Origin of the sequence: Arsenophonus endosymbiont of Apis mellifera (genome assembly GCF_903968575.1) — a bacterium.
Lineage (GTDB): Bacteria > Pseudomonadota > Gammaproteobacteria > Enterobacterales > Enterobacteriaceae > Arsenophonus > Arsenophonus apicola.
Window position 1 is genome coordinate 88,909 of record NZ_CAJCFU010000039.1, and the last position, 19,740, is coordinate 108,648.

Here is a 19,740-nt window from a genome sequence, read left to right on the forward strand (position 1 = left end):
CCATGGATAATTTAAATTACAACAGACATATTTCCGGCCAGTTTAATGCTGAGTTGGAGCATATTCGTACTGAATTAATGAAAATGGGTGGATTGGTAGAAGAACAACTAAAAAATGCCATTGAAGCTTTACATAACCAAGATCAGGATTTGGCAAAAAAAGTGATAGAGGACGATCAAAAAGTCAATATGATGGAGGTGGCGATTGATGAGGCATGTGTGCGCATTATTGCTAAGCGGCAGCCTACTGCCAGTGATTTACGTTTAATTATGGCAATTTCGAAAACCATTGCAGAACTTGAACGGATTGGTGATGTGGCTGATAAGATTTGTGAGGTTGCATTGGAGAAGTTTTCTGAGCAACATCAATCGCTTCTTGTCAGTCTGGAAGCGCTAGGTGGACATACTATTCAAATGTTACATAATGTGTTGGATGCGTTTGCTCGGATGGATTTGGATGCAGCAATTGGGGTTTATCTGGAAGATAAAAAAGTTGATGAAGAGTATGAAGGTATTGTTCGCCAACTCATGACTTATATGATGGAAGATCCTCGCACCATACCTAGTGTATTAACAGCGCTGTTTTGCGCGCGTTCTATTGAGCGAATAGGTGATCGGTGCCAAAATATTTGTGAATTTATTTTCTATTATTCAAAAGGGCAAGATTTTCGTCACTTAGGTGGGGATTTTGTGGAAAAAATGTTGACTAAGGGTAGTCATTAACAGACCGTTTGCAGTAAATCATTCAATGATTATTTTCAGCTTATGGTTATTCTGTTTTGGAATAAATATAGACTTTTATATTATTTCCTGTTCTAACAGTGAATTGATAATTTGATTTGAATAAATATACAAAAATTGACAGTAAAGGGTAATAGTGAAATGAAATCCAATCTTATTGCAACTTTATTATCTGTCTCATTAGCCTTGGTCTCAGGGCTGGCGATAGCAGATAAATTGGAAAGTATCAAAAAATCTGGTGTGATCAGTATTGCTGTTTTTGATAGTAATCCACCTTTTGGTTTTATTGATGCTAAAACTAAAAAATTGGTGGGTTATGACATTGATATTGCTGAAGCGATTGCTAATGATTTTGGTGTTAAATTAGTATTACGTCCTACTAATCCAGCCAATCGAATACCTCTATTAACAGGAGGTAAGGTGGATCTGATTGGTGCTAACTTTACTATTACCAATGAACGCGCTAAACAAGTTGATTTTTCAATTCCTGATTTTGCCACTGGACAGAAGTTTATCGCACGTATTAAGGTATTAAAAACGGCTGATGACATTATTCCTTTACGTATCGGCGCGGATAAAGGAACAGTGCAGGAAATCACCCTACGTGAACGCTATCCTAATACTAAAGTAATATCTTACGATGATACGCCGCTTGCTTTTGCTGCATTACGAAATGGCAATGTACAAGCTATAACTCAAGATGACGCCAAACTTGTTGGTTTATTGGGGAATTTACCGGCCAAAGTGAAAGCAGATTATGAGATCTCACCTTTTAGTCTTACGCGTGAATATCAGGCATTAGCAGCCGCTAAAGGTGAAACGAATTTAATCAATGCAGTAAATAATACTTTATTAAAATTAGAAAAAAGTGGTCAGGCAGAAATAATTTATAATCGTTGGTTTGGCCCAGATACTAAAGCAGCACTACCACGTGGTGATTTTAAATTTGCACCATTAGAAAAATAAATAATATTATTTTTATAAAAATACCTAAATGAGTCCCTTTATCATAAATAGGTTATATCAATGTTTGAATACTTTTTCTCTACCCAGCTATTAGCACCCGAGTATCTTTATTGGATTTGGCAGGGCTTAGTCATTACTATTTGGATCTCGTTTTGTGCCATAGTTTTCTCATCCCTGTTAGGATTTGTTGTCGTTGCTGCTAGAGATAGCCAGGTCATTTTTTTGCGTTGGTTGGCAATGATTTATATCTCACTATTTCGTAATACCCCATTATTAATACAGCTTTTTTTTTGGTACTTCGCTGTTGGAGGAATATTACCGGAATCAGTTATGCAATGGCTAAATACACCACATCAGCTCACTATTCTCGGTATTCAGCTAGCATGGCCATCATTTGAGTTTTTGGCCGGTGTGATTGGGTTAATCCTCTACTCTACTCCTTTTATTGCTGAAGAAATAAGAGCTGGTATTTATGGTGTAAGACAAGGGCAAAAATTTGCTGCCTTAGCATTAGGTTTATCAGGCTGGCAAGCCATGCGTTATGTTGTTTTGCCCCAAGCGTTAAAAATCGCAATGCCGCCTTTGTTGGGACAGTATATGAATATCGTGAAAAATTCTTCCCTGACCATGGCAATTGGTGTTGCTGAACTTTCTTATGTTTCTCGTCAGATTGAAAGTCAAAGTTTACAAACCTTTGCAGCATTTGGCGTGGCGACAATCCTTTATATCGCCATTATTGCTGTGATGGAAGCCTGGGGACAATGGCGTCAGCAACGTCTATTAATTAAGGGACATTAGTATGAATTTTGCAGTCATTGCCGACAATTGGCGCTATCTGTTATTTGGTACATTTCCTGATGGCCCTTTAGAAGGCGCAGCATTGACACTGTTAATAAGTTTATTAGCAGGAGGTATCTCTATTTTTCTTGGTATTGCTGGTGGAATTGCATTAGCGATGTTAAAAGGTTGGTGGTCAAATTTGCTGGCAGCTGTATTAGGTTTTTTCCGTGCTATACCTGTCATCATGTTAATTTTCTGGAGTTACTTTCTATTACCTATTTTATTAGGCACGGATATTCCTGAACTGGCGACTGTAGTTTGTGCATTAGCTTTGATCGCGTCAGCTTATTTGGCACATGGAGTGAAAGCAGGTATTTTGGCTATTGGCCAAGGACAGTGGCAAGCCGGAATGTCGTTAGGTTTTACTCGTTGGGCGGTATTATGGCATATTATACTGCCGCAAGCGTTACGGATGATGATCCCCTCATTTATTAATCAATGGATTGCATTAATTAAAGATACTTCATTGGCTTATATTGTCGGAGTGGCAGAACTATCATTTTTAGCAACTCAAGTGAATAATCGAGAAATGATTTATCCAATGGAGGTTTTTCTATTTGTTGCTCTAATCTATTTTATTATGTGTTTTTCACTTGAGATGATCGCAAACCAATTCTTACTTCGTTTAGAAAAAAATCGGTCGTCACTGGCTCTATTGTCTGGCAAGCAACTAAAACAGTTGGCTTGCCTCTAATATCCACTATTTTATGTTGTGGCTCATTCAGAATAGATGAAAGCTTGGCCACCAGGGGTGATTTATTTGTTGGAGTTTCTGCTACCCTCTTTTGATTCGGCTAAGCTTTATTTTCAGAGTGATTATTGAGTTGAATACTCATTCGCATCATTATGTCAGATAATTGTTTTTCTTTTTTCTATTTTATAATTAACTAATTGAATTAGTTTTATTGTAGGATAGAGCAAAAACCCTTTTTTTATTAGGCTATGTATATGAACAAAACAGATCCGATCAGACAACAGAGTCTGCTTCAGCGCATGTTTAAATTACAAGAACATGGCACCACAGTTCGAACAGAAATCATCGCCGGATTGACGACGTTTTTGACAATGGTTTATATCGTTTTTGTTAATCCGCAAATTCTATCAATGGCAGGAATGGATATTAAAGCTGTTTTTGTCACTACCTGTCTAGTTGCGGCATTAGGTAGTATTATGATGGGGATCGTGGCCAATTTACCGGTAGCTGTGGCTCCTGCGATGGGATTAAATGCCTTTTTTGCTTTTGTCGTTGTTGGTGCTATGGGGTATTCCTGGCAAGTGGCAATGGGTGCAATCTTCTGGGGAGCTGTTGGTTTATTTCTCTTAACGCTTTTTCATATTCGTTACTGGATTATTGCGCATATCCCCTTAAGCTTACGGGTTGGTATCACTAGCGGTATTGGTTTATTTATTGCCCTGATGGGATTGAAAAATGCGGGCATTATTGTTGCTAATCCGGATACCCTAGTAGCAATTGGTAATTTTTCCCAATCTAATGTGTTATTGGGGATCTTAGGATTTTTTATCATTGCCGTGTTAGCCGCTCGTCATATTCATGCTGCAGTCCTTGTATCTATTGTGATCACCACGATTATTGGCATGATTATTGGGGATGTCCAATATAATGGTTTTTTTGCGTTACCACCTAGCATCATGACGGTTGTAGGACATGTCGATATGATTGGCTCATTAGATATTGCTTTGTCTGGTGTTATTTTCTCTTTCATGCTAATTAATCTTTTTGATTCTTCCGGAACTTTAATCGGTGTTACCGATAAAGCGGGTTTAGCTGATAAGACGGGTAAATTCCCACAGATGAAACAAGCGCTTTATGTTGATAGTTTAAGCTCAGTCGCGGGTAGCGCAATGGGAACATCTTCAGTCACCGCCTATATTGAAAGTAGTTCTGGGGTAGCGATAGGTGGACGTACAGGATTAACCGCGATTGTGGTTGGCTTGCTATTTTTATTAACCATTTTTATTTCACCGTTAGCTAGTATGGTGCCCGCATATGCGACAGCTGGCGCACTAATTTATGTTGGTGTTTTGATGACATCAAGTCTAACGCGTGTTAAGTGGCATGATTTAACCGAGTCAGTGCCCGCTTTTATCACAGCTGTTATGATGCCTTTTAGTTTTTCAATCACTGAAGGTATCGCATTAGGTTTTATTGCTTATTGTGTAATGAAAATAGGGACAGGACGCTGGCGTGAGATTGGTTCGGCAGTCGTTATTGTGGCGCTATTATTCATTGCAAAAATTATTTTGGTTGATGCTTAATAGCATTAATACATTAACTAAATAATGAATTTATTTAAATCACTTCGATAACAATTTTATCAAATTTTTTATTTATTCTAATTTTACTGTAGCTAGTATAAGTCATCTATATATCATATTATTGTGTTAAATAGAGTATTGAAAATCCGCAATGAGAGAAAATTAGTTATGTCTGGGCACAAGAAAAAACCTGCTGTAAAAGCAGCAAATAAAATGAAAAAAAATCGTGAATCGCTAAATTTAGCCAGTCGTGAACGAAAAAAACAGAAAAAAAAGCGTGGCCACGTAGCAGGTAGCCGTTATCAAAATAGAACTGACGCCCAAAATAACAATTGTTTGTTGATGGAGAAAGATCCTCGTATAGGCAGTAAGAAACCGATAGCACTAGTGATTGATGCTAAAGAAGAAAAAGATTTAAATATCACCAAGCCAAAAACAAACAAGATAGAAAAATCAATATTATCACCAGAAGAAGAGTTGGCATTATTGGAAAATGATGAACGTTTAGCCACGTTATTAACTCATCTTGAAGAAGGTAAAACATTAGCTAAAGAGGAAATGGCTTATGTGGATAAACAACTGGAGCGAATTGATTGCTTGTTGAAAATAGTTGGTATTGAGCTTGATGACGAAGAAGAAGATGATAAATCGGATGACATTATGCGGCTTTTGAAAGGGAAGTAAGCATTGTTTATTCCATAATTATTTAATCGTAAAAATGTGTGTTATTACCTTATAAAATAGTAATATTGGCTGCTGTTAAATCATAAATAACTTATCAGTCACTATTTTTGCTGAATGTATTATTTACAGCAAATTAAGATAATTTTTTTATCGCTTAAGATGGTAGTAATAAATAGAGTAATGTGAGTTTGGCTATAAGACAGGAGATAGCCATATTGAAGGATAAAAAAATGTCAGAGCAGAGTATTATTTGGGATCTTTCCCTCATTCAAAAATATAACTATGCTGGGCCTAGGTATACCTCTTATCCTACTGCGTTAGAATTTAACCACAATTATAGTGATAGTGATTTTGCTATTGCCGCTAGTCGCTATCCTGACAGACCACTGTCTCTTTATGTACATATTCCGTTTTGTCATAAGCTGTGTTATTTCTGTGGTTGTAATAAGCTGGTGACTCGCCATAAACATAAAGCAGATAACTATCTGCTGGTTTTAGAAAAAGAGATCATAAAACAAGCGAGATTATTTACCAACCGAACTGTGATCCAAATGCATTGGGGAGGGGGAACACCAACTTATTTGGATAAATCCCAGCTCAGTCAACTAATGGCAATGTTAAAATCACACTTTGATTTTGCCGCTGATGCCGAAATATCAATTGAAATTGATCCGCGAGAAATAGAATTGCATGTTATTGATCATTTGCGGTGTGAGGGTTTTAACCGCCTGAGTATGGGCGTGCAGGATTTTAATAAACAGGTACAACATTTAGTTAACCGTCAGCAGGATGAAGCGTTTATTTTTGCTTTGATGCAACGTGCACGTGAGGTGGGGTTTAACTCTACCAGTATTGATTTAATTTATGGTTTACCTAAACAGACAGCGGAAACTTTTGCTTTTACTCTAGAGCGAGTATTGGCACTTTCGCCTGATCGTTTAAGTGTCTTTAATTATGCCCATATGCCTCATCTCTTTGCTGCACAACGCAAAATTAAAACCCAGGATCTACCGACAGCAGAACAAAAACTGACTATTTTACAGCAAACGATTTTCACCTTGACACAAAATGGTTACCAATTTATTGGTATGGATCATTTTGCTAAACCTAACGACGAATTGGCTATTGCACAACGTAATGGCGTCTTGCATCGTAATTTTCAGGGCTATACTACCCAGCAAAACTGTGATCTACTGGGATTGGGCGTATCAGCAATTAGCATGTTAGGTGACCATTATGCGCAAAATCAAAAAGATTTAAGCGCTTACTATCAGGCCATTGAAAATCATCAGCATGCATTATGCAAAGGTTTATCCTTAACACAGGATGATTGTATTCGGCGTGATGTGATCAAAACTTTAATCTGTAATTTCCAGCTGGTTTATAGTGATATTGAAGATCGCTATCAAATTGATTTCAAGGATTATTTTTTTGCAGATTTACAGTTATTACAACCGATGATAGCAGATGGCTTAGTGATTGTTGGTCAAAGAGAACTACAAATTACTGCTAAAGGCCGATTACTGATCCGAAATATATGTATGTGTTTTGATATTTATTTGCGCAACCAAATGCGTCAACGTCAATTTTCACGAGTGATTTAGCAGGTTAAAGGGGATAGCATAGTTGTATATTGCCGCTCTTTTTTACTAAGACATACCAAATTCTTTCAACTTACGAGTAAGAGTATTTCTCCCCCAGCCGAGTAAACGAGCAGCCTCTTGTTTATGACCTTTGGTATAGGTTAAAGCACATTCAAGCATGGTACGTTCAATCTGCGGCAAAACTTCCTGTAGTAAATGGTGTTTATTATTTTCGAGCGCGGTTTTTGTCCAATTAGCCAACGGATCAAGCCATTTTTTGTTATTTGTCGCTAGTGTCTTTTTAGGTGAATAAAGAAATTGTTGATTTTGTTGCAAATCACTTGGCAGATCTTGCGGCAATATCTCTTGGCTGGAAGACATCACGGTAAGCCAGCGACAGACATTTTCTAACTGGCGCACATTACCTGACCAAGGTAAAGACATTAAGATGGTTTCGGTCTGTGGCGCCAAAATCTTGCTTTCCACACCAAGTTGTTGCGCTGTCTGGTGGAGGAAATGGCGGGCTAAAAGCGGAATATCTTCAGACCGTTCACGCAATGGTGGAAGAGGAATGCGGATGACATTGAGGCGATGAAAAAGATCTTCTCTAAATTTGCCTTCTTGTACTAATTGTTCGAGACATTGATGGGTTGCCGCAATAATACGGACATCAACTTTAATGGGTGTATAACCACCAACCCGATAAAATTGTCCTTCAGCCAATACGCGTAACAGGCGCGTTTGAATATCAAGTGGCATATCACCAATTTCATCGAGAAAAAGTGAACCGCCATGCGCTTGTTCGAAGCGTCCCTGTCTGACCTGACTGGCACCCGTAAAAGCGCCTTTTTCATGACCAAATAACTCAGACTCAATCAGTTCTTTAGGAATAGCCGCCATATTTAGTGCAATAAATGGCCCAGCTGCTTTAGGGCTATGACGATGAAGCGCATCCGCAATTAACTCTTTACCAGTGCCAGACTCACCATTAATAAGTACACTAATCGAGGAGCGAGATAAACGACCAATAATTCGATAAACTTCCTGCATGGCCGGTGCTTCACCAATAATTTTGCTGACACTCGCCATCGGAGAAGTATTTGATCCAGTATTCGGTTGTTGATTGCGATAATAATTAAGTGCGCGTTTAACCAACGATATCGTTTCGTCAATATCGAAAGGTTTTGGCAAGTAATCAAAAGCACCTTGTTGATAGGCATTAACTGCCGTATTGAGATCTGAATGGGCGGTCATAATAATAATCGGTAATTTAGGATGGCTTTGTTTTAGGCGTGTCAGTAGTGTTAACCCATCGTTATCTGGCATATGAATATCGGAAATTAAAACATCCGGACAGGTTTTTTCTAATGCAGCTAATACACTTTGCATATCTTCAAAGCTAGTACATTCCATGCTGGCATTGTTTAATGCTCGTTCTAGAACCCAACGAATAGCCCTATCATCATCAACGATCCACACCTTACCTTTTTGCATATCAGTTACCTAATTCTTAATAGGAAGATAAATCGAAAATTGCGTATGGCCAGGCCAACTGGAAAATTCGATCCGACCTGCGTGCTGGTCAATAATAATATTTTGCACAATTGAAAGTCCTAAACCATTGCCACCCTGACGATGGCTTACTGTGAGATAGAATAGCGTATCTTGTATCTGTGATGGAATGCCAGGACCATTATCTTCAATATCAATACGAGCGGCAAGTCGATACGTTTTTCCCTGTAATGTCGTTTGAAATGCAGTGCGAGTCCGTATAGTCAAGGTTCCGCCATTTTCTTCCATTGCTTGTATCGCGTTTTGACTTAAATTAAGTAACACTTGTTCAATTTGTTCGGGATAGTGTGGAAATTCAGGTAAACTAGGATCATAGTCTTTTATTAATTTAATATTTTTCGGTAGCGTCAGTGATATTAAGTGGTAAGTACGCTCAATTACCTGATGGATACTCTGTGTTGTTTTTGCGCCTTGGTGTTGAGGGCCGAGTAGACGATCAACTAGATTGCGTAGGCGATCGGCTTGCTCAATAATAACTTCGGTATATTCCAACTGTTCAGAATTAGAAAGGGTTTTGGCTAACAGCTGAGCTGCGCCACGTAAACCGCCTAACGGGTTTTTTATTTCATGGGCTAAAGTTCGGATTAAGTCACGTGATAGTATTTGTAATGATTGTTCTTGCTCGATACGGCGATAGTAATTGACCGGCGAAAATTCTAATAAAATAAAACAGGGTGAAATAGGCTGTGCACTGATAGTTACGATATAAGAGTGATTATTGATAACCAGAGTGGCTTCATTATCGGTAAAACTTAGATTTTTTTTTATTTTTTTCTGCATTAAATCCATATTAAGCGAACAATAATCAAAAAGTACCGGGAGCGGTGTTCCCAGCAATTTTCTTGGGCTAGCTAAAAAAAATTGGCGGCTAGCATGATTAGCGTAATGGACGATGAGTTTATGATCCAGTAATAGAATATTATGTAATAAGCAATCTAAAATATGATCGGCAATTGGTAAATTATCAATTTTCACTAAGTTCTACTCCTGCACCTTTTTAGTGCATATTAACATATTTGAGTATAAACCAGGCGTTTTTGTTCAATAATTATGCAGAAAAAACCTCATCAAAAGATGAGGTAAATGTGACACAACAAAAAATACTCAGCGGAGAATGGCTTATCAAACGCTGTAGTACATTTCGAACTCTAATGGATGAGGTGCCATCTGAATACGTTGAACATCATTTTTTAATAAGTTGATATACGAGTCTATCGTTTCATCAGTAAATACTTCACCACGTTTCAAAAATTGACGATCAACAGCCAACGCCTGTAGGGCTTCTTCCAGTGAACTGGCAACTGTTGGGATCTCTTGTGCTTCTTCCGCAGGTAAATCATATAAATTTTTATCCATCGCTTCGCCAGGATGAATTTTATTCATTATTCCATCGAGACCTGCCATTAATTGTGCTGCAAAGGCTAGATAAGGATTGGCTGCCGGATCAGGAAAACGAACTTCAATACGTGATGCTCTGGGATTGGCGACGATTGGAATGCGAATAGAAGCTGAACGGTTACGGGCAGAATAAGCCAACATTACCGGCGCTTCGAAACCAGGTACCAAACGTTTATAAGAATTGGTGGTTGGATTAGTAAATGCATTCAAAGCACGTGCATGTTTGATAATACCGCCAATATAATAAAGTGCTATTTCAGACAACCCGCCATACTTATCACCGGCAAACAAGTTGGTGCCGTTTTTTTCCAGCGACATATGACAATGCATGCCAGAGCCGTTATCACCGACGAGTGGTTTTGGCATAAATGTCGCTGTTTTGCCAAAAGAATGGGCAATATTATGTACTACATATTTGTATATTTGTGTTTCATCGGCTTTTTTAGTCATGGTATTAAAACGGGTAGCGACCTCGTTTTGACCTGCGGTGGCAACTTCATGATGGTGTGCTTCGACAATTAATCCCATTTTCTCCATGGTGGAACACATGGCGGAGCGCATATTTTGTGAAGAATCAACGGGTGGAACAGGAAAATACCCCCCTTTAACGCTTGGCCGATGTCCTTTATTACCCTCTTCATATTGTGCGCCGGAATTCCAGGCTGCTTCGATATCATCGATATGGTAATAAGCACCAGAAATATGGTTGCCAAAGCGAATATCATCAAATACAAAGAATTCAGGTTCAGGGCCAAATAAAACTTTATCAGCAATACCGCTGCTACATAAGAAATTTTCGGCGCGTTTAGAAATTGAACGTGGATCGCGTTGATAACCCTGATGGGTATTCGGTTCTAAGATATCACAGCGAATAATTAGGGTTGAATCACTAAAAAAAGGATCTAGTACTGCCGTCTCGGGATCAGGCATAAGCATCATATCTGATTCATTGATTCCTTTCCAACCGGCAATAGACGAGCCGTCAAACATTTTTCCCTCTTCGAAGAAATCTTCGTTGATTTGGTGAGCAGGAATAGTGATATGTTGCTCTTTACCTCTGGTATCGGTAAAGCGTAGATCAATATATTTAACATGCTGCTCTTTTATCATGGATAAAACATGCTCAACAGACATAAAGCTTCTCCTGATTGGATCCTGTTTTGAACGATAGCGCCAAAAAGTTTTATTAAAATTGGTTAATTATTTATTAAGCGAAAATCATGCCAAATTATTTATAACCTAGAATAAATGCTTTTTGAATGATTTATTAATAAATAATCATAAATTCAATAGTAATTTGCACTATTTAAGTGCATTTAAGGTACTTTAAAAGCACAATAATGGTGCAATCAACAAGAGGAACACTGAGATTATTTTCTTTAATTTCCTATTTGTCGGTTATTTTTTAAACAAAAATGGGATATCATTTGTGATAGTAATGCAATTGTCGGTTTAATATATTTAATTTCAATAAATTCATCAGGTTGATGCGCTTGCTCTATCGAACCAGGCCCTAATATTAATGTTGGACAGCGTGTTTGAATAAAAGGCGCTTCGGTGCAGTAATTAACGTTTTGCGCTTTCTGATTTAATAAATTTTCAATTATTTTCACCATCTTATGATTGATTGGGCATTCAAAACCTGGAATTGGAGGATGTAGTTCCTTGATAATTAAGCGATCTGGCCAACGATGCTTAATTGGTTTAAGTGCGGCCTGCAACAATTCATCCAAATTTTGTAGTGACAGACCAGGTAGTGGGCGTATATCGATGTGTAATTCACAACAGCCACAAATTCGATTCACTGCATCCCCGCCATGAATATGTCCAAAATTCATTGTTGGATAGGGAATAACAAATGCCTCGTGGTGATAATCAGTTTTTAATCTATTTCTCAGTAAGATTAACTGACTAATGGTTTCATGCATCAATTCAATTGCATTAACACCCTGCGCAGGATCACTAGAATGGCCTGATTGGCCAATAATACGAATGGCATTGGCAATATGCCCCTTATGAGCGCGAATGGGTCGCAGTGAAGTTGGCTCGCCAATAATCGCCAATTCAGGTTGAATTTCAGCAGTTGTGGCAAAATAACGCGCGCCGGCCATGGTGGTTTCTTCATCAGCAGTTGCCAAAATATAGATAGGATGCTGTAACTGATGAATATCAATATTGCGTAAGGCATCAATAATAAAAGCGAAAAATCCTTTCATATCCGCGCTGCCTAAACCATATAACTTATTGCTATATTCCGTTAATTGGAAAGGATCTTTTGTCCAGCGGCCATCATCATAAGGAACCGTATCAGTATGCCCACAGAGTAGTAATCCCCCCTCTCCTTGGCCAAAAGTAGCCAGTAAATTGAATTTATGCCGGGTTTCTGGCACAGGTTGAATGGTTATTTTTCCACCTAGCGTTGTTAGCCATTCTGCTAGTAGATTAATTAATGCTTTATTACTTTGATCGCGTCTTGCATCGACAGAACTAATTGATGGTATAGCAATTAATTGACGGTATAACTCGATAAATGTTGGGAGTTTCGCTTTCACGGCAGCCAGCCTTAATGACTAAAATTTCAATACTCATACATTTCTTTGAATAAAAATACAGTAATCAATGTTAGTTCAGTGTACAAGAATTATTAAGCAGAATATTAATGATACTAATTTTTTCTTTAATCAATAACCACCATATGGAACAGGATAAAGGAAAATTGATACTGTAAAGGAGCGTTGATTAATATTTTTTGCTCTAAAGATTTTATTTAAGGATAGAAAATATTTGCTATAACATATTAATATTTATGATAAAATAGTTATCGTAATAAGTCGATTTAAATTAAGCTATGACCACTAATTTGAGCATAAAAGTTCAGAAAAGTCTTTATCGGTGATGTCTACAATTGATGCTTAGTGAGCCTGACTATTTTGTAACTTTGAAGTTGAAGCTGTGGTTTATGGTCGTAAGTTAGTTATGCCATTTTAGCTACTTAGTAAAATCAGTCATTGGCGATAAACAACTCGCCGTGCAAGCGTTTAATTTCATCATTTTTGTCTATGAATTATAAAAATAAATTTTATTGCTGAATTTTTTCGTTGATAGGAAAATTGGATCCATTATGATGAATGGATAGGTTGATTCTATCAAATTTCTATTTAGGGAAGGAGTAGGCATGAATATTCGTGATTTGGAGTACCTTGTTGCATTAGCTGAGCATAAACATTTTCGGCGTGCTGCAGATGCCTGCCATGTTAGTCAACCAACCCTAAGCGGTCAAATTCGTAAATTAGAAGACGATTTAGGGGTTATGTTGTTAGAACGAACAAGCCGAAAGGTTCTGTTTACTCAGCAGGGATTATTGTTAGTTGAACAAGCTAGAACAGTATTGCGAGAAGTTAAGATATTGCAGGAAATGGCTTCCTTGCAAGGTGAAAGCATGTCAGGCCCTTTACACATAGGATTAATTCCTACCATCGGCCCTTATCTTTTGCCTCACATTATTCCAGAGTTACACCGTTTATTTCCTAAATTGGAAATGTATTTACATGAAGCACAAACACACCATCTGTTAGCGCAATTAAATAATGGCAAACTGGATTGTGCTATATTAGCGCAAGTGAAAGAAACCGAAGCTTTTATTGAAATTCCTCTCTATGAGGAACCTATGCGATTAGCCATTTATGAAGGGCATCCATGGTTCAATCGTAAAGAAATTGAAATGCACGAGCTTGTCGGGCAGAAATTACTTATGTTGGAAGATGGTCACTGTTTGCGTGATCAAGCGATGGGATATTGTTTTCAGGTTGGAGCCAAAGATGATACCCACTTTCGTGCCACCAGTTTGGAGACATTACGTAACATGGTGGCAGCCGGCAGTGGTATCACACTCTTGCCAGATTTATCTGTACCGAAAGAGATAAAACGTGATGGCGTCTACTATCTTGATTGTATTAACCCTGTTCCTTCACGTTCGGTTGTTTTAGTTTATCGTCCTGGTTCACCACTTAGAAGTTGTCATGAACAATTTGCTGAGGCAATACGTAAACAAATGCAGCGATACTATAGTAAAAATTAATTGTTTACTTACTACTAATATTGGGAGCTATTTGTTTAAAACAGACGGTTTAAGCCATTTAGCGCGGCAACCCGAAATGCTTCAGCCATAGTTGGATAATTGAAGGTAGTATTAACGAAATATTCAATAGTATTACCTTCACCTTTTTGCTCCATAATAGCCTGTCCAATATGAATAATTTCTGCTGCACGCTCACCAAAGCAGTGAATACCTAGAATTTTTAATGTTTCGCCATGAAATAGAATTTTTAAACTGCCTACATTCATCCCTGCTATCTGTGCTCTGGCTAAGTGTTTAAATTGAGCGCGCCCGACTTCATATGGGATTTTCATGGCAGTCAATTGTTGTTCTGTTTTACCGACAGAACTAATTTCTGGAATGGTGTAGATGCCAGTTGGAATATCCTCAATTAAATGGGTATCTCCGTGACCCGTTGTTATTGCACGGGCAGCGAGACGACCTTGATCATAAGCTGCTGAAGCTAGGCTGGGATAACCAATAACATCGCCGACCGCATAGATATTTTCATTGTGAGTACGATAGGTAGCGTCAACTTTAATCAGACCTCGATTATCAATAGGAATAGCGATATTTTCTAAATTTAGATTATCGGTATTTCCGGTACGGCCATTGGCATATAATAGACAATCGGCTTTGACCTTTTTACCTGATTTCAGATGGATAATTACGCCATCATCGGTTCCCTCGATTTTTTCATATTCTTCATTATGGCGAATAACAACCCCATTATTCCAAAAATGGTATGATAAAGCATCTGACATTTCTTGATCTAGAAACGATAGAAGGTGATCACGGGTATTAATAAGATCAACTTTTACCCCTAACCCTCTAAAAATTGAAGCATATTCACAACCAATTACCCCTGCTCCATAAATGATAACATGACGGGGTTCATGATTGAGTGTTAAAATTGAATCGCTATTGTAAATGCGTGAATGCTGAAAATCGACATCGGGGGGACAGTAAGGACGAGAGCCAGTTGCGATAATAATTTTTTCAGCATATAGCGTATCGTCGGTACCATCATTATAAAGAACTTTTACGGTATGTTCGTCAATGAAAGAGGCTTCACCAGCAAACATATTACAACCGTTTCGTTCGTAAAATCCTTGTCGCATATGTGTTTGTTGATTGATTACAGTTTCGGCTTGTTTAAGAATGTCGGAGAAAGAAGAGCGTAAAAGTCGGGACTTATCGCTATATAATGGATTTTGATTAAATTCGATAATTCTGCTGACTGCATGCCGAAGCGCTTTAGAGGGAATGGTTCCCCAGTGGGTACAACCACCGCCAATCTTATTATAACGTTCAATGACTGCAACTTTTTTCCCTTGTTTTACCAACCCCATTGCTGCACCTTCTCCCCCGGGGCCGGAACCAATAACGATAGTATCAAATTGAATCTGTGGCATTCGGTATAACCTATTATTATGTAAATACAAATAAACAACTCACTTTAACATTATCTTCTTTAATCAAGCTTAAATATAAGATTTAGGCTCTACATTTTAATAAACAAACAGAAATTCCTTATATACTAGTTAAACTTAAGGACACTGCAAATCCGTTAAATTTTGGTATAGTGGTCTAGTTGCATTATTATCGAAGAGGTATATTAATTACTGTGAGTAATATTACAGGCATTAGAGCAAAGCAGAAAGAAAAAACGCGTCGTTCTCTGGTAGAAGCGGCTTTTAGTCAATTGAGTGCTGAGCGTAGCTTTACTAGTCTCAGCTTACGTGAAGTTGCTCGAGAAGCGGGTATTGCACCGACTTCTTTTTATCGACATTTTCGTGATGTTGATGAATTAGGATTGACTATGGTTGATGAAAGCGGGCTTATGCTCCGTCAATTAATGCGTCAAGCTCGACAGCGTATTGCAAAAGGTGGCAGTGTCATTCGAACATCTGTTGCTACTTTTATGGAATTTATTGGTAATAATCCGAATGCCTTTCGGTTATTGCTGCGTGAACGTTCCGGCACATCGGCTGAGTTTCGTGCTGCCGTTGCCAGAGAAATTCAGCATTTTATTGCTGAATTGGCCGATTACCTGCAACAGGAAAGTAATATGCCTCGGTATTTTACTGAAATACAAGCAGAAGCCATGGTGACTATTGTATTTAGTGCGGGGGCAGAAGCATTAGATATTGATCAGGAAAAAAGGCAACTTTTGGAAGAGCGATTAGTATTACAACTTAGAATGATCGCTAGGGGAGCCTATTATTGGTATCGTCGTGAACAGGAAAAACATAATATCAAATTATAAATAATTTTTTGCAGTAAACTCCAAATTGCAACTATTTATTATTAATATCTCCTATATTAGCTTTTTAAATGACTTTTAATAATATTAGTGTTAGAGAAATATTATCAATATTATTTAATATTTATTCTTACAGTAAAATAATATTATCCATCGTTAATGAGTCACTTTACCGTTATGACTTATAAAACGCCATATTTTTAATGGCGTTTTTATTTCATTTAATTGTCTGTATTCTCAAGTAAAACACCACACTCAATATGGTGGGTATAAGGGAATTGATCGAATAATGCTACTCGATGAATTTTATGGGTTTTATTAAGTATATTTAGATTGTGACAAAGTGTATTAGGATTACAGGATATATAAAGAATACGTGGATATTTTTGTACTAATTCAAGCGTTTTTTCATCTAAACCACAGCGAGGTGGATCAATTAAAATAGTTTCACATTTATAACTCGTTAAATCAATATCTCCAAGGCGTTTAAACTGACGTTCACCTTGTATTGCTTGGGTGAAATCTTCTGCCGACATTCGGATAATTTTTACATTATTAATTTTATTAGCTTCAATATTATATTGAGCGGCAGCTACTGATGGTTTTGCGATCTCGGTTGCCAGTACACGATTAAAATTTTGCGCTAGTGCGATAGAAAAATTACCGTTTCCACAATAAAGCTCAAGTAAATCTCCTCTTGCGTTTTTAGTACAATCAATTGCCCATTCTAACATTTTGATATTTATTCCGGCATTGGGTTGGGTAAAACTATTTTCAATTTGCCGATAGATAATTGATTTACCTGCAATAGGTAATACCTCATCAATATGATCCTGTTCTAATATAATTTTTGTTTTTGCTGCACGTCCAATAAGCTGTATATCAAAACCTTGACTAATTAAAGCAATACGTAACTGTTTAGCTTGCTCAATCCATTCCTCATTCAATTTTTTGTGGTAAATTAATGAAACAATGATCTTATTACTTAATGTTGATAAATAATCTACTTGGAAGAGTTTATAACGTAAAAGTGGTTTAGCTTTAATTAATGGAATTAAAGCAACCATCATTTGATTAATTAATTTACAAGCGACAGGTAATTGATCAATTCTTATACGTTGTTTAGTCGTTTGATCAAACATTATATGAAATAAATCTTGTCCTTCATGCCAAAGACGAAATTCAGCGCGCATTCTATAGTGGGAAAAATCAGAACGAAAAATTTCTGGTTTAGGTGCATTAAAAGGCAGCATAATACTGTTTAAATATTTGATTTTTTCAGTTAACTGCGAGTTGTATTGGGTAATTGACAAATTATTTAGCATGTATTCAGATTCATATTGATAAAAAATTTTCTATCGTAAGATTGTAGGGAAAGAGAAATAGATGTCTAGCTTTGCTGCACGATTTATGGTTTGTAATTAAAATAGTTTTTCTAAAGCTTACTTTTCAATATTGCTACTAAGAGCCGTAAAATTTTAGGCCATCGATATTGGACAGTAATGCAAAAATAAAAATAAGTTATAATATTGTCTTAAAACAAGGGGACAGTTATTACAGCTGTACATGGATTTATTCAATCTAGTATTACTGTATAATTATTCACGACTATTTTTACTAACAATTCTCTTATCGGTATATTGTTCATTATTGTGATGAAATGAATGAAAAATGAAATAAAAAAAGTAACCTCTGCTCAATTGAAAACAGCTCGACCAACTATTCTAATTTTTGATTCTGGGGTTGGTGGGTTATCTGTTTACCGTGAAGTTAGACAGTTATTGCCAGATCTACACTATATTTATGCTTTTGATAATGATGCTTTTCCCTATGGAGAAAAGAGCGCCGAATTTATTATTGAACGTATTATCCGCTTCATCGATCAAATTCAACAAAAACACGCATTGGCAATAGCAATTATTGCTTGTAATACGGCAAGTACGGTCAGTCTGCCTGCTTTAAGAGCGCATTTTCAATTTCCAATTATAGGTGTTGTTCCCGCCATAAAACCCGCAACTAAATTAACACGTAATGGTATTATTGGATTATTAGCAACCAAGGCAACTGTTAGTGGAAACTATACTAGAGAGCTAATCGACCGATTTGCTATTGATTGTAAAGTTGAGATGATTGCTTCATCAGAATTAGTCGAATTAGCAGAAAAAAAACTTCATGGTCATATAATCTCAAAAGAAACGCTAGTACGTATTGTAAAACCGTGGTTAAAAATGAAAGAACCCCCTGACACTATTGTACTCGGTTGTACACATTTCCCTTTATTAACAGAAGAACTTAAAGAAGTGTTGTTTGATGGAACCCGACTTATTGATTCTGGCGCAGCAATTGCTAGACGAGCAGTTTGGTTAATCAATAATCATCAAAATTTGATTTTGACTAAAAATAAAAATATCGCTTATTGCACTAAAAAGGATGTTGAAGCTGAAAAACTTATCCCTGTACTGATGAATGAAGGTTTCAATCAATTAGAAAAAATTTCTATTTAAGTCGATTTGTCGAAATATAAATCAATTAGACAATTTTTTTTAAATAACGGTTGCCAGCGGCGTAAAACCGCCTATAATGCGCTCCCACTGGCCAAGAATAAATAATTAAATTCTTAGTCAGTAATTAAAAAGAAAGTAGAATAACTACTTGACTTTACAGGTGAAAAGCGTAATATACGCCACCTCGCGACCTGGGTCGCACGCTCTTTAACAATTAATCAGACAATCTGTGTGGGCACTCGCAAGACATCATCAAAAACTATTTGAAGATTAAGTCTTGAAGAGTGACAAAACAGTTAATTCATATATGAACTAATAAGCAGTAACGTGATTTTGGGCCACAGCGAAGGCGTTAAAACGTCGACAAAGTGGCAAAAAGAAGCGTTACGGCCAGTAAAACATTCTTTGAGCATCAAACTTTTAATTGAAGAGTTTGATCATGGCTCAGATTGAACGCTGGCGGCAGGCCTAACACATGCAAGTCGAGCGGCAGCGGGAGAAAGCTTGCTTTCTTGCCGGCGAGCGGCGGACGGGTGAGTAAGGTATGGGGATCTGGCCGAAGGCGGGGGATAACCACTGGAAACGGTGGCTAATACCGCATAATCTCTAAGGAGCAAAGTGGGGGACCATTAGGCCTCACACCTTCGGATGAACCCATATGAGATTAGCTAGTAGGTGGGGTAAAGGCTCACCTAGGCGACGATCTCTAGCTGGTCTGAGAGGATGATCAGCCACACTGGGACTGAGACACGGCCCAGACTCCTACGGGAGGCAGCAGTGGGGAATATTGCACAATGGGCGCAAGCCTGATGCA

General features: G+C 37.6%; 16 protein-coding genes and 1 rRNA gene. 11 read left to right on the forward strand and 6 right to left on the reverse strand.

Features of this window, described 5'->3' with window-relative positions; genetic code table 11:
• The first annotated feature begins 2 nt into the window (after positions 1–2).
• The 7 genes from phoU to hemN all read left to right on the forward strand — a co-directional run bounded on the left by phoU (position 3) and on the right by hemN (position 7,111).
• On the forward strand, positions 3–722 hold the full coding sequence (gene phoU / locus H1X92_RS05470; protein WP_180559204.1) for a phosphate signaling complex protein PhoU: 720 nt from the start codon (positions 3–5) through the stop codon (positions 720–722).
• A 159-nt stretch (positions 723–881) separates the two neighbouring features.
• A complete protein-coding gene (locus tag H1X92_RS05475) occupies positions 882–1,706 on the forward strand; it encodes an ABC transporter substrate-binding protein (protein ID WP_180559205.1) in 825 nt (274 codons plus the stop codon).
• Positions 1,707–1,766: 60 nt separating this feature from the next.
• Positions 1,767–2,504 carry an amino acid ABC transporter permease gene (locus H1X92_RS05480; RefSeq protein ID WP_180559206.1) on the forward strand — a complete coding sequence of 246 codons (738 nt, stop codon included), beginning with the start codon at positions 1,767–1,769 and terminating at the stop codon, positions 2,502–2,504.
• Position 2,505: 1 nt separating this feature from the next.
• Positions 2,506–3,240 carry an amino acid ABC transporter permease gene (locus tag H1X92_RS05485; protein WP_180559207.1) on the forward strand — a complete coding sequence of 245 codons (735 nt, stop codon included), beginning with the start codon at positions 2,506–2,508 and terminating at the stop codon, positions 3,238–3,240.
• A gap of 254 nt (positions 3,241–3,494) precedes the next feature.
• Positions 3,495–4,823, forward strand: coding sequence for an NCS2 family permease (locus tag H1X92_RS05490; protein ID WP_180559208.1), 1,329 nt, complete (start codon positions 3,495–3,497; stop codon positions 4,821–4,823).
• Between the two features lie 168 nt (positions 4,824–4,991).
• On the forward strand, positions 4,992–5,507 hold the full coding sequence (gene yihI / locus H1X92_RS05495; RefSeq protein WP_180559209.1) for a Der GTPase-activating protein YihI: 516 nt from the start codon (positions 4,992–4,994) through the stop codon (positions 5,505–5,507).
• Positions 5,508–5,737: 230 nt separating this feature from the next.
• Positions 5,738–7,111: an oxygen-independent coproporphyrinogen III oxidase gene (gene hemN, locus H1X92_RS05500; RefSeq protein WP_180559210.1), complete on the forward strand. Its 1,374-nt coding sequence runs from the start codon at positions 5,738–5,740 to the stop codon at positions 7,109–7,111.
• 45 nt (positions 7,112–7,156) lie between these two features.
• On the opposite strand, the gene glnG is transcribed toward hemN, so the two are convergent.
• The 4 genes from glnG to argE all read right to left on the reverse strand — a co-directional run bounded on the left by glnG (position 7,157) and on the right by argE (position 12,612).
• The gene (gene glnG, locus H1X92_RS05505) at positions 7,157–8,584 is read right to left on the reverse strand and encodes a nitrogen regulation protein NR(I) (RefSeq protein ID WP_180559211.1); all 1,428 of its coding nucleotides are present in this window, start codon (positions 8,582–8,584) and stop codon (positions 7,157–7,159) included.
• 9 nt (positions 8,585–8,593) lie between these two features.
• Positions 8,594–9,637: a nitrogen regulation protein NR(II) gene (gene glnL / locus H1X92_RS05510; RefSeq protein ID WP_180559212.1), complete on the reverse strand. Its 1,044-nt coding sequence runs from the start codon at positions 9,635–9,637 to the stop codon at positions 8,594–8,596.
• A 147-nt stretch (positions 9,638–9,784) separates the two neighbouring features.
• Positions 9,785–11,194: a glutamate--ammonia ligase gene (gene glnA, locus H1X92_RS05515; protein ID WP_180559213.1), complete on the reverse strand. Its 1,410-nt coding sequence runs from the start codon at positions 11,192–11,194 to the stop codon at positions 9,785–9,787.
• 245 nt (positions 11,195–11,439) lie between these two features.
• Entirely contained in the window at positions 11,440–12,612 is a 1,173-nt protein-coding gene (gene argE / locus H1X92_RS05520) for an acetylornithine deacetylase (protein ID WP_180559214.1), read from the reverse strand.
• Positions 12,613–13,235: 623 nt separating this feature from the next.
• On the opposite strand from argE, the gene oxyR reads away from it, so the two are divergent.
• The gene (gene oxyR, locus H1X92_RS05525; RefSeq protein ID WP_180559215.1) at positions 13,236–14,138 is read left to right on the forward strand and encodes a DNA-binding transcriptional regulator OxyR; all 903 of its coding nucleotides are present in this window, start codon (positions 13,236–13,238) and stop codon (positions 14,136–14,138) included.
• 35 nt (positions 14,139–14,173) lie between these two features.
• Here oxyR and sthA read toward each other — a convergent pair whose 3' ends face one another.
• A complete protein-coding gene (sthA, locus tag H1X92_RS05530) occupies positions 14,174–15,571 on the reverse strand; it encodes a Si-specific NAD(P)(+) transhydrogenase (RefSeq protein ID WP_180559216.1) in 1,398 nt (465 codons plus the stop codon).
• Positions 15,572–15,792: 221 nt separating this feature from the next.
• Between sthA and fabR the strand changes: the two genes are divergently transcribed.
• Entirely contained in the window at positions 15,793–16,425 is a 633-nt protein-coding gene (fabR, locus tag H1X92_RS05535) for an HTH-type transcriptional repressor FabR (RefSeq protein ID WP_180559223.1), read from the forward strand.
• A 218-nt stretch (positions 16,426–16,643) separates the two neighbouring features.
• Here the strand turns inward: fabR and trmA are convergent, their stop codons facing one another.
• Positions 16,644–17,747, reverse strand: coding sequence for a tRNA (uridine(54)-C5)-methyltransferase TrmA (gene trmA / locus H1X92_RS05540; RefSeq protein ID WP_180559217.1), 1,104 nt, complete (start codon positions 17,745–17,747; stop codon positions 16,644–16,646).
• A 339-nt stretch (positions 17,748–18,086) separates the two neighbouring features.
• Between trmA and murI the strand changes: the two genes are divergently transcribed.
• Both murI and H1X92_RS05550 read left to right on the forward strand, forming a co-directional pair.
• Positions 18,087–18,926, forward strand: a complete 840-nt coding sequence (murI, locus tag H1X92_RS05545) for a glutamate racemase (protein WP_180559218.1) — start codon at positions 18,087–18,089, stop codon at positions 18,924–18,926.
• Between the two features lie 421 nt (positions 18,927–19,347).
• Positions 19,348–19,740: ribosomal RNA gene (locus H1X92_RS05550) — 16S ribosomal RNA — on the forward strand; the annotation flags it as partial.

Excerpts from the sequence above, each read along its gene's own strand:
- phoU (WP_180559204.1), top strand. The coding sequence starts at position 3 with ATGGATAATTTAAATTACAACAGACATATTTCCGGCCAGTTTAATGCT.
- H1X92_RS05475 (WP_180559205.1), top strand. The coding sequence starts at position 882 with ATGAAATCCAATCTTATTGCAACTTTATTATCTGTCTCATTAGCCTTG.
- H1X92_RS05480 (WP_180559206.1), top strand. The coding sequence starts at position 1,767 with ATGTTTGAATACTTTTTCTCTACCCAGCTATTAGCACCCGAGTATCTT.
- H1X92_RS05485 (WP_180559207.1), top strand. The coding sequence starts at position 2,506 with ATGAATTTTGCAGTCATTGCCGACAATTGGCGCTATCTGTTATTTGGT.
- H1X92_RS05490 (WP_180559208.1), top strand. The coding sequence starts at position 3,495 with ATGAACAAAACAGATCCGATCAGACAACAGAGTCTGCTTCAGCGCATG.
- yihI (WP_180559209.1), top strand. The coding sequence starts at position 4,992 with ATGTCTGGGCACAAGAAAAAACCTGCTGTAAAAGCAGCAAATAAAATG.
- hemN (WP_180559210.1), top strand. The coding sequence starts at position 5,738 with ATGTCAGAGCAGAGTATTATTTGGGATCTTTCCCTCATTCAAAAATAT.
- glnG (WP_180559211.1), bottom strand. The coding sequence starts at position 8,584 with ATGCAAAAAGGTAAGGTGTGGATCGTTGATGATGATAGGGCTATTCGT.
- glnA (WP_180559213.1), bottom strand. The coding sequence starts at position 11,194 with ATGTCTGTTGAGCATGTTTTATCCATGATAAAAGAGCAGCATGTTAAA.
- oxyR (WP_180559215.1), top strand. The coding sequence starts at position 13,236 with ATGAATATTCGTGATTTGGAGTACCTTGTTGCATTAGCTGAGCATAAA.
- sthA (WP_180559216.1), bottom strand. The coding sequence starts at position 15,571 with ATGCCACAGATTCAATTTGATACTATCGTTATTGGTTCCGGCCCCGGG.
- trmA (WP_180559217.1), bottom strand. The coding sequence starts at position 17,747 with ATGCTAAATAATTTGTCAATTACCCAATACAACTCGCAGTTAACTGAA.
- murI (WP_180559218.1), top strand. The coding sequence starts at position 18,087 with ATGAAAAATGAAATAAAAAAAGTAACCTCTGCTCAATTGAAAACAGCT.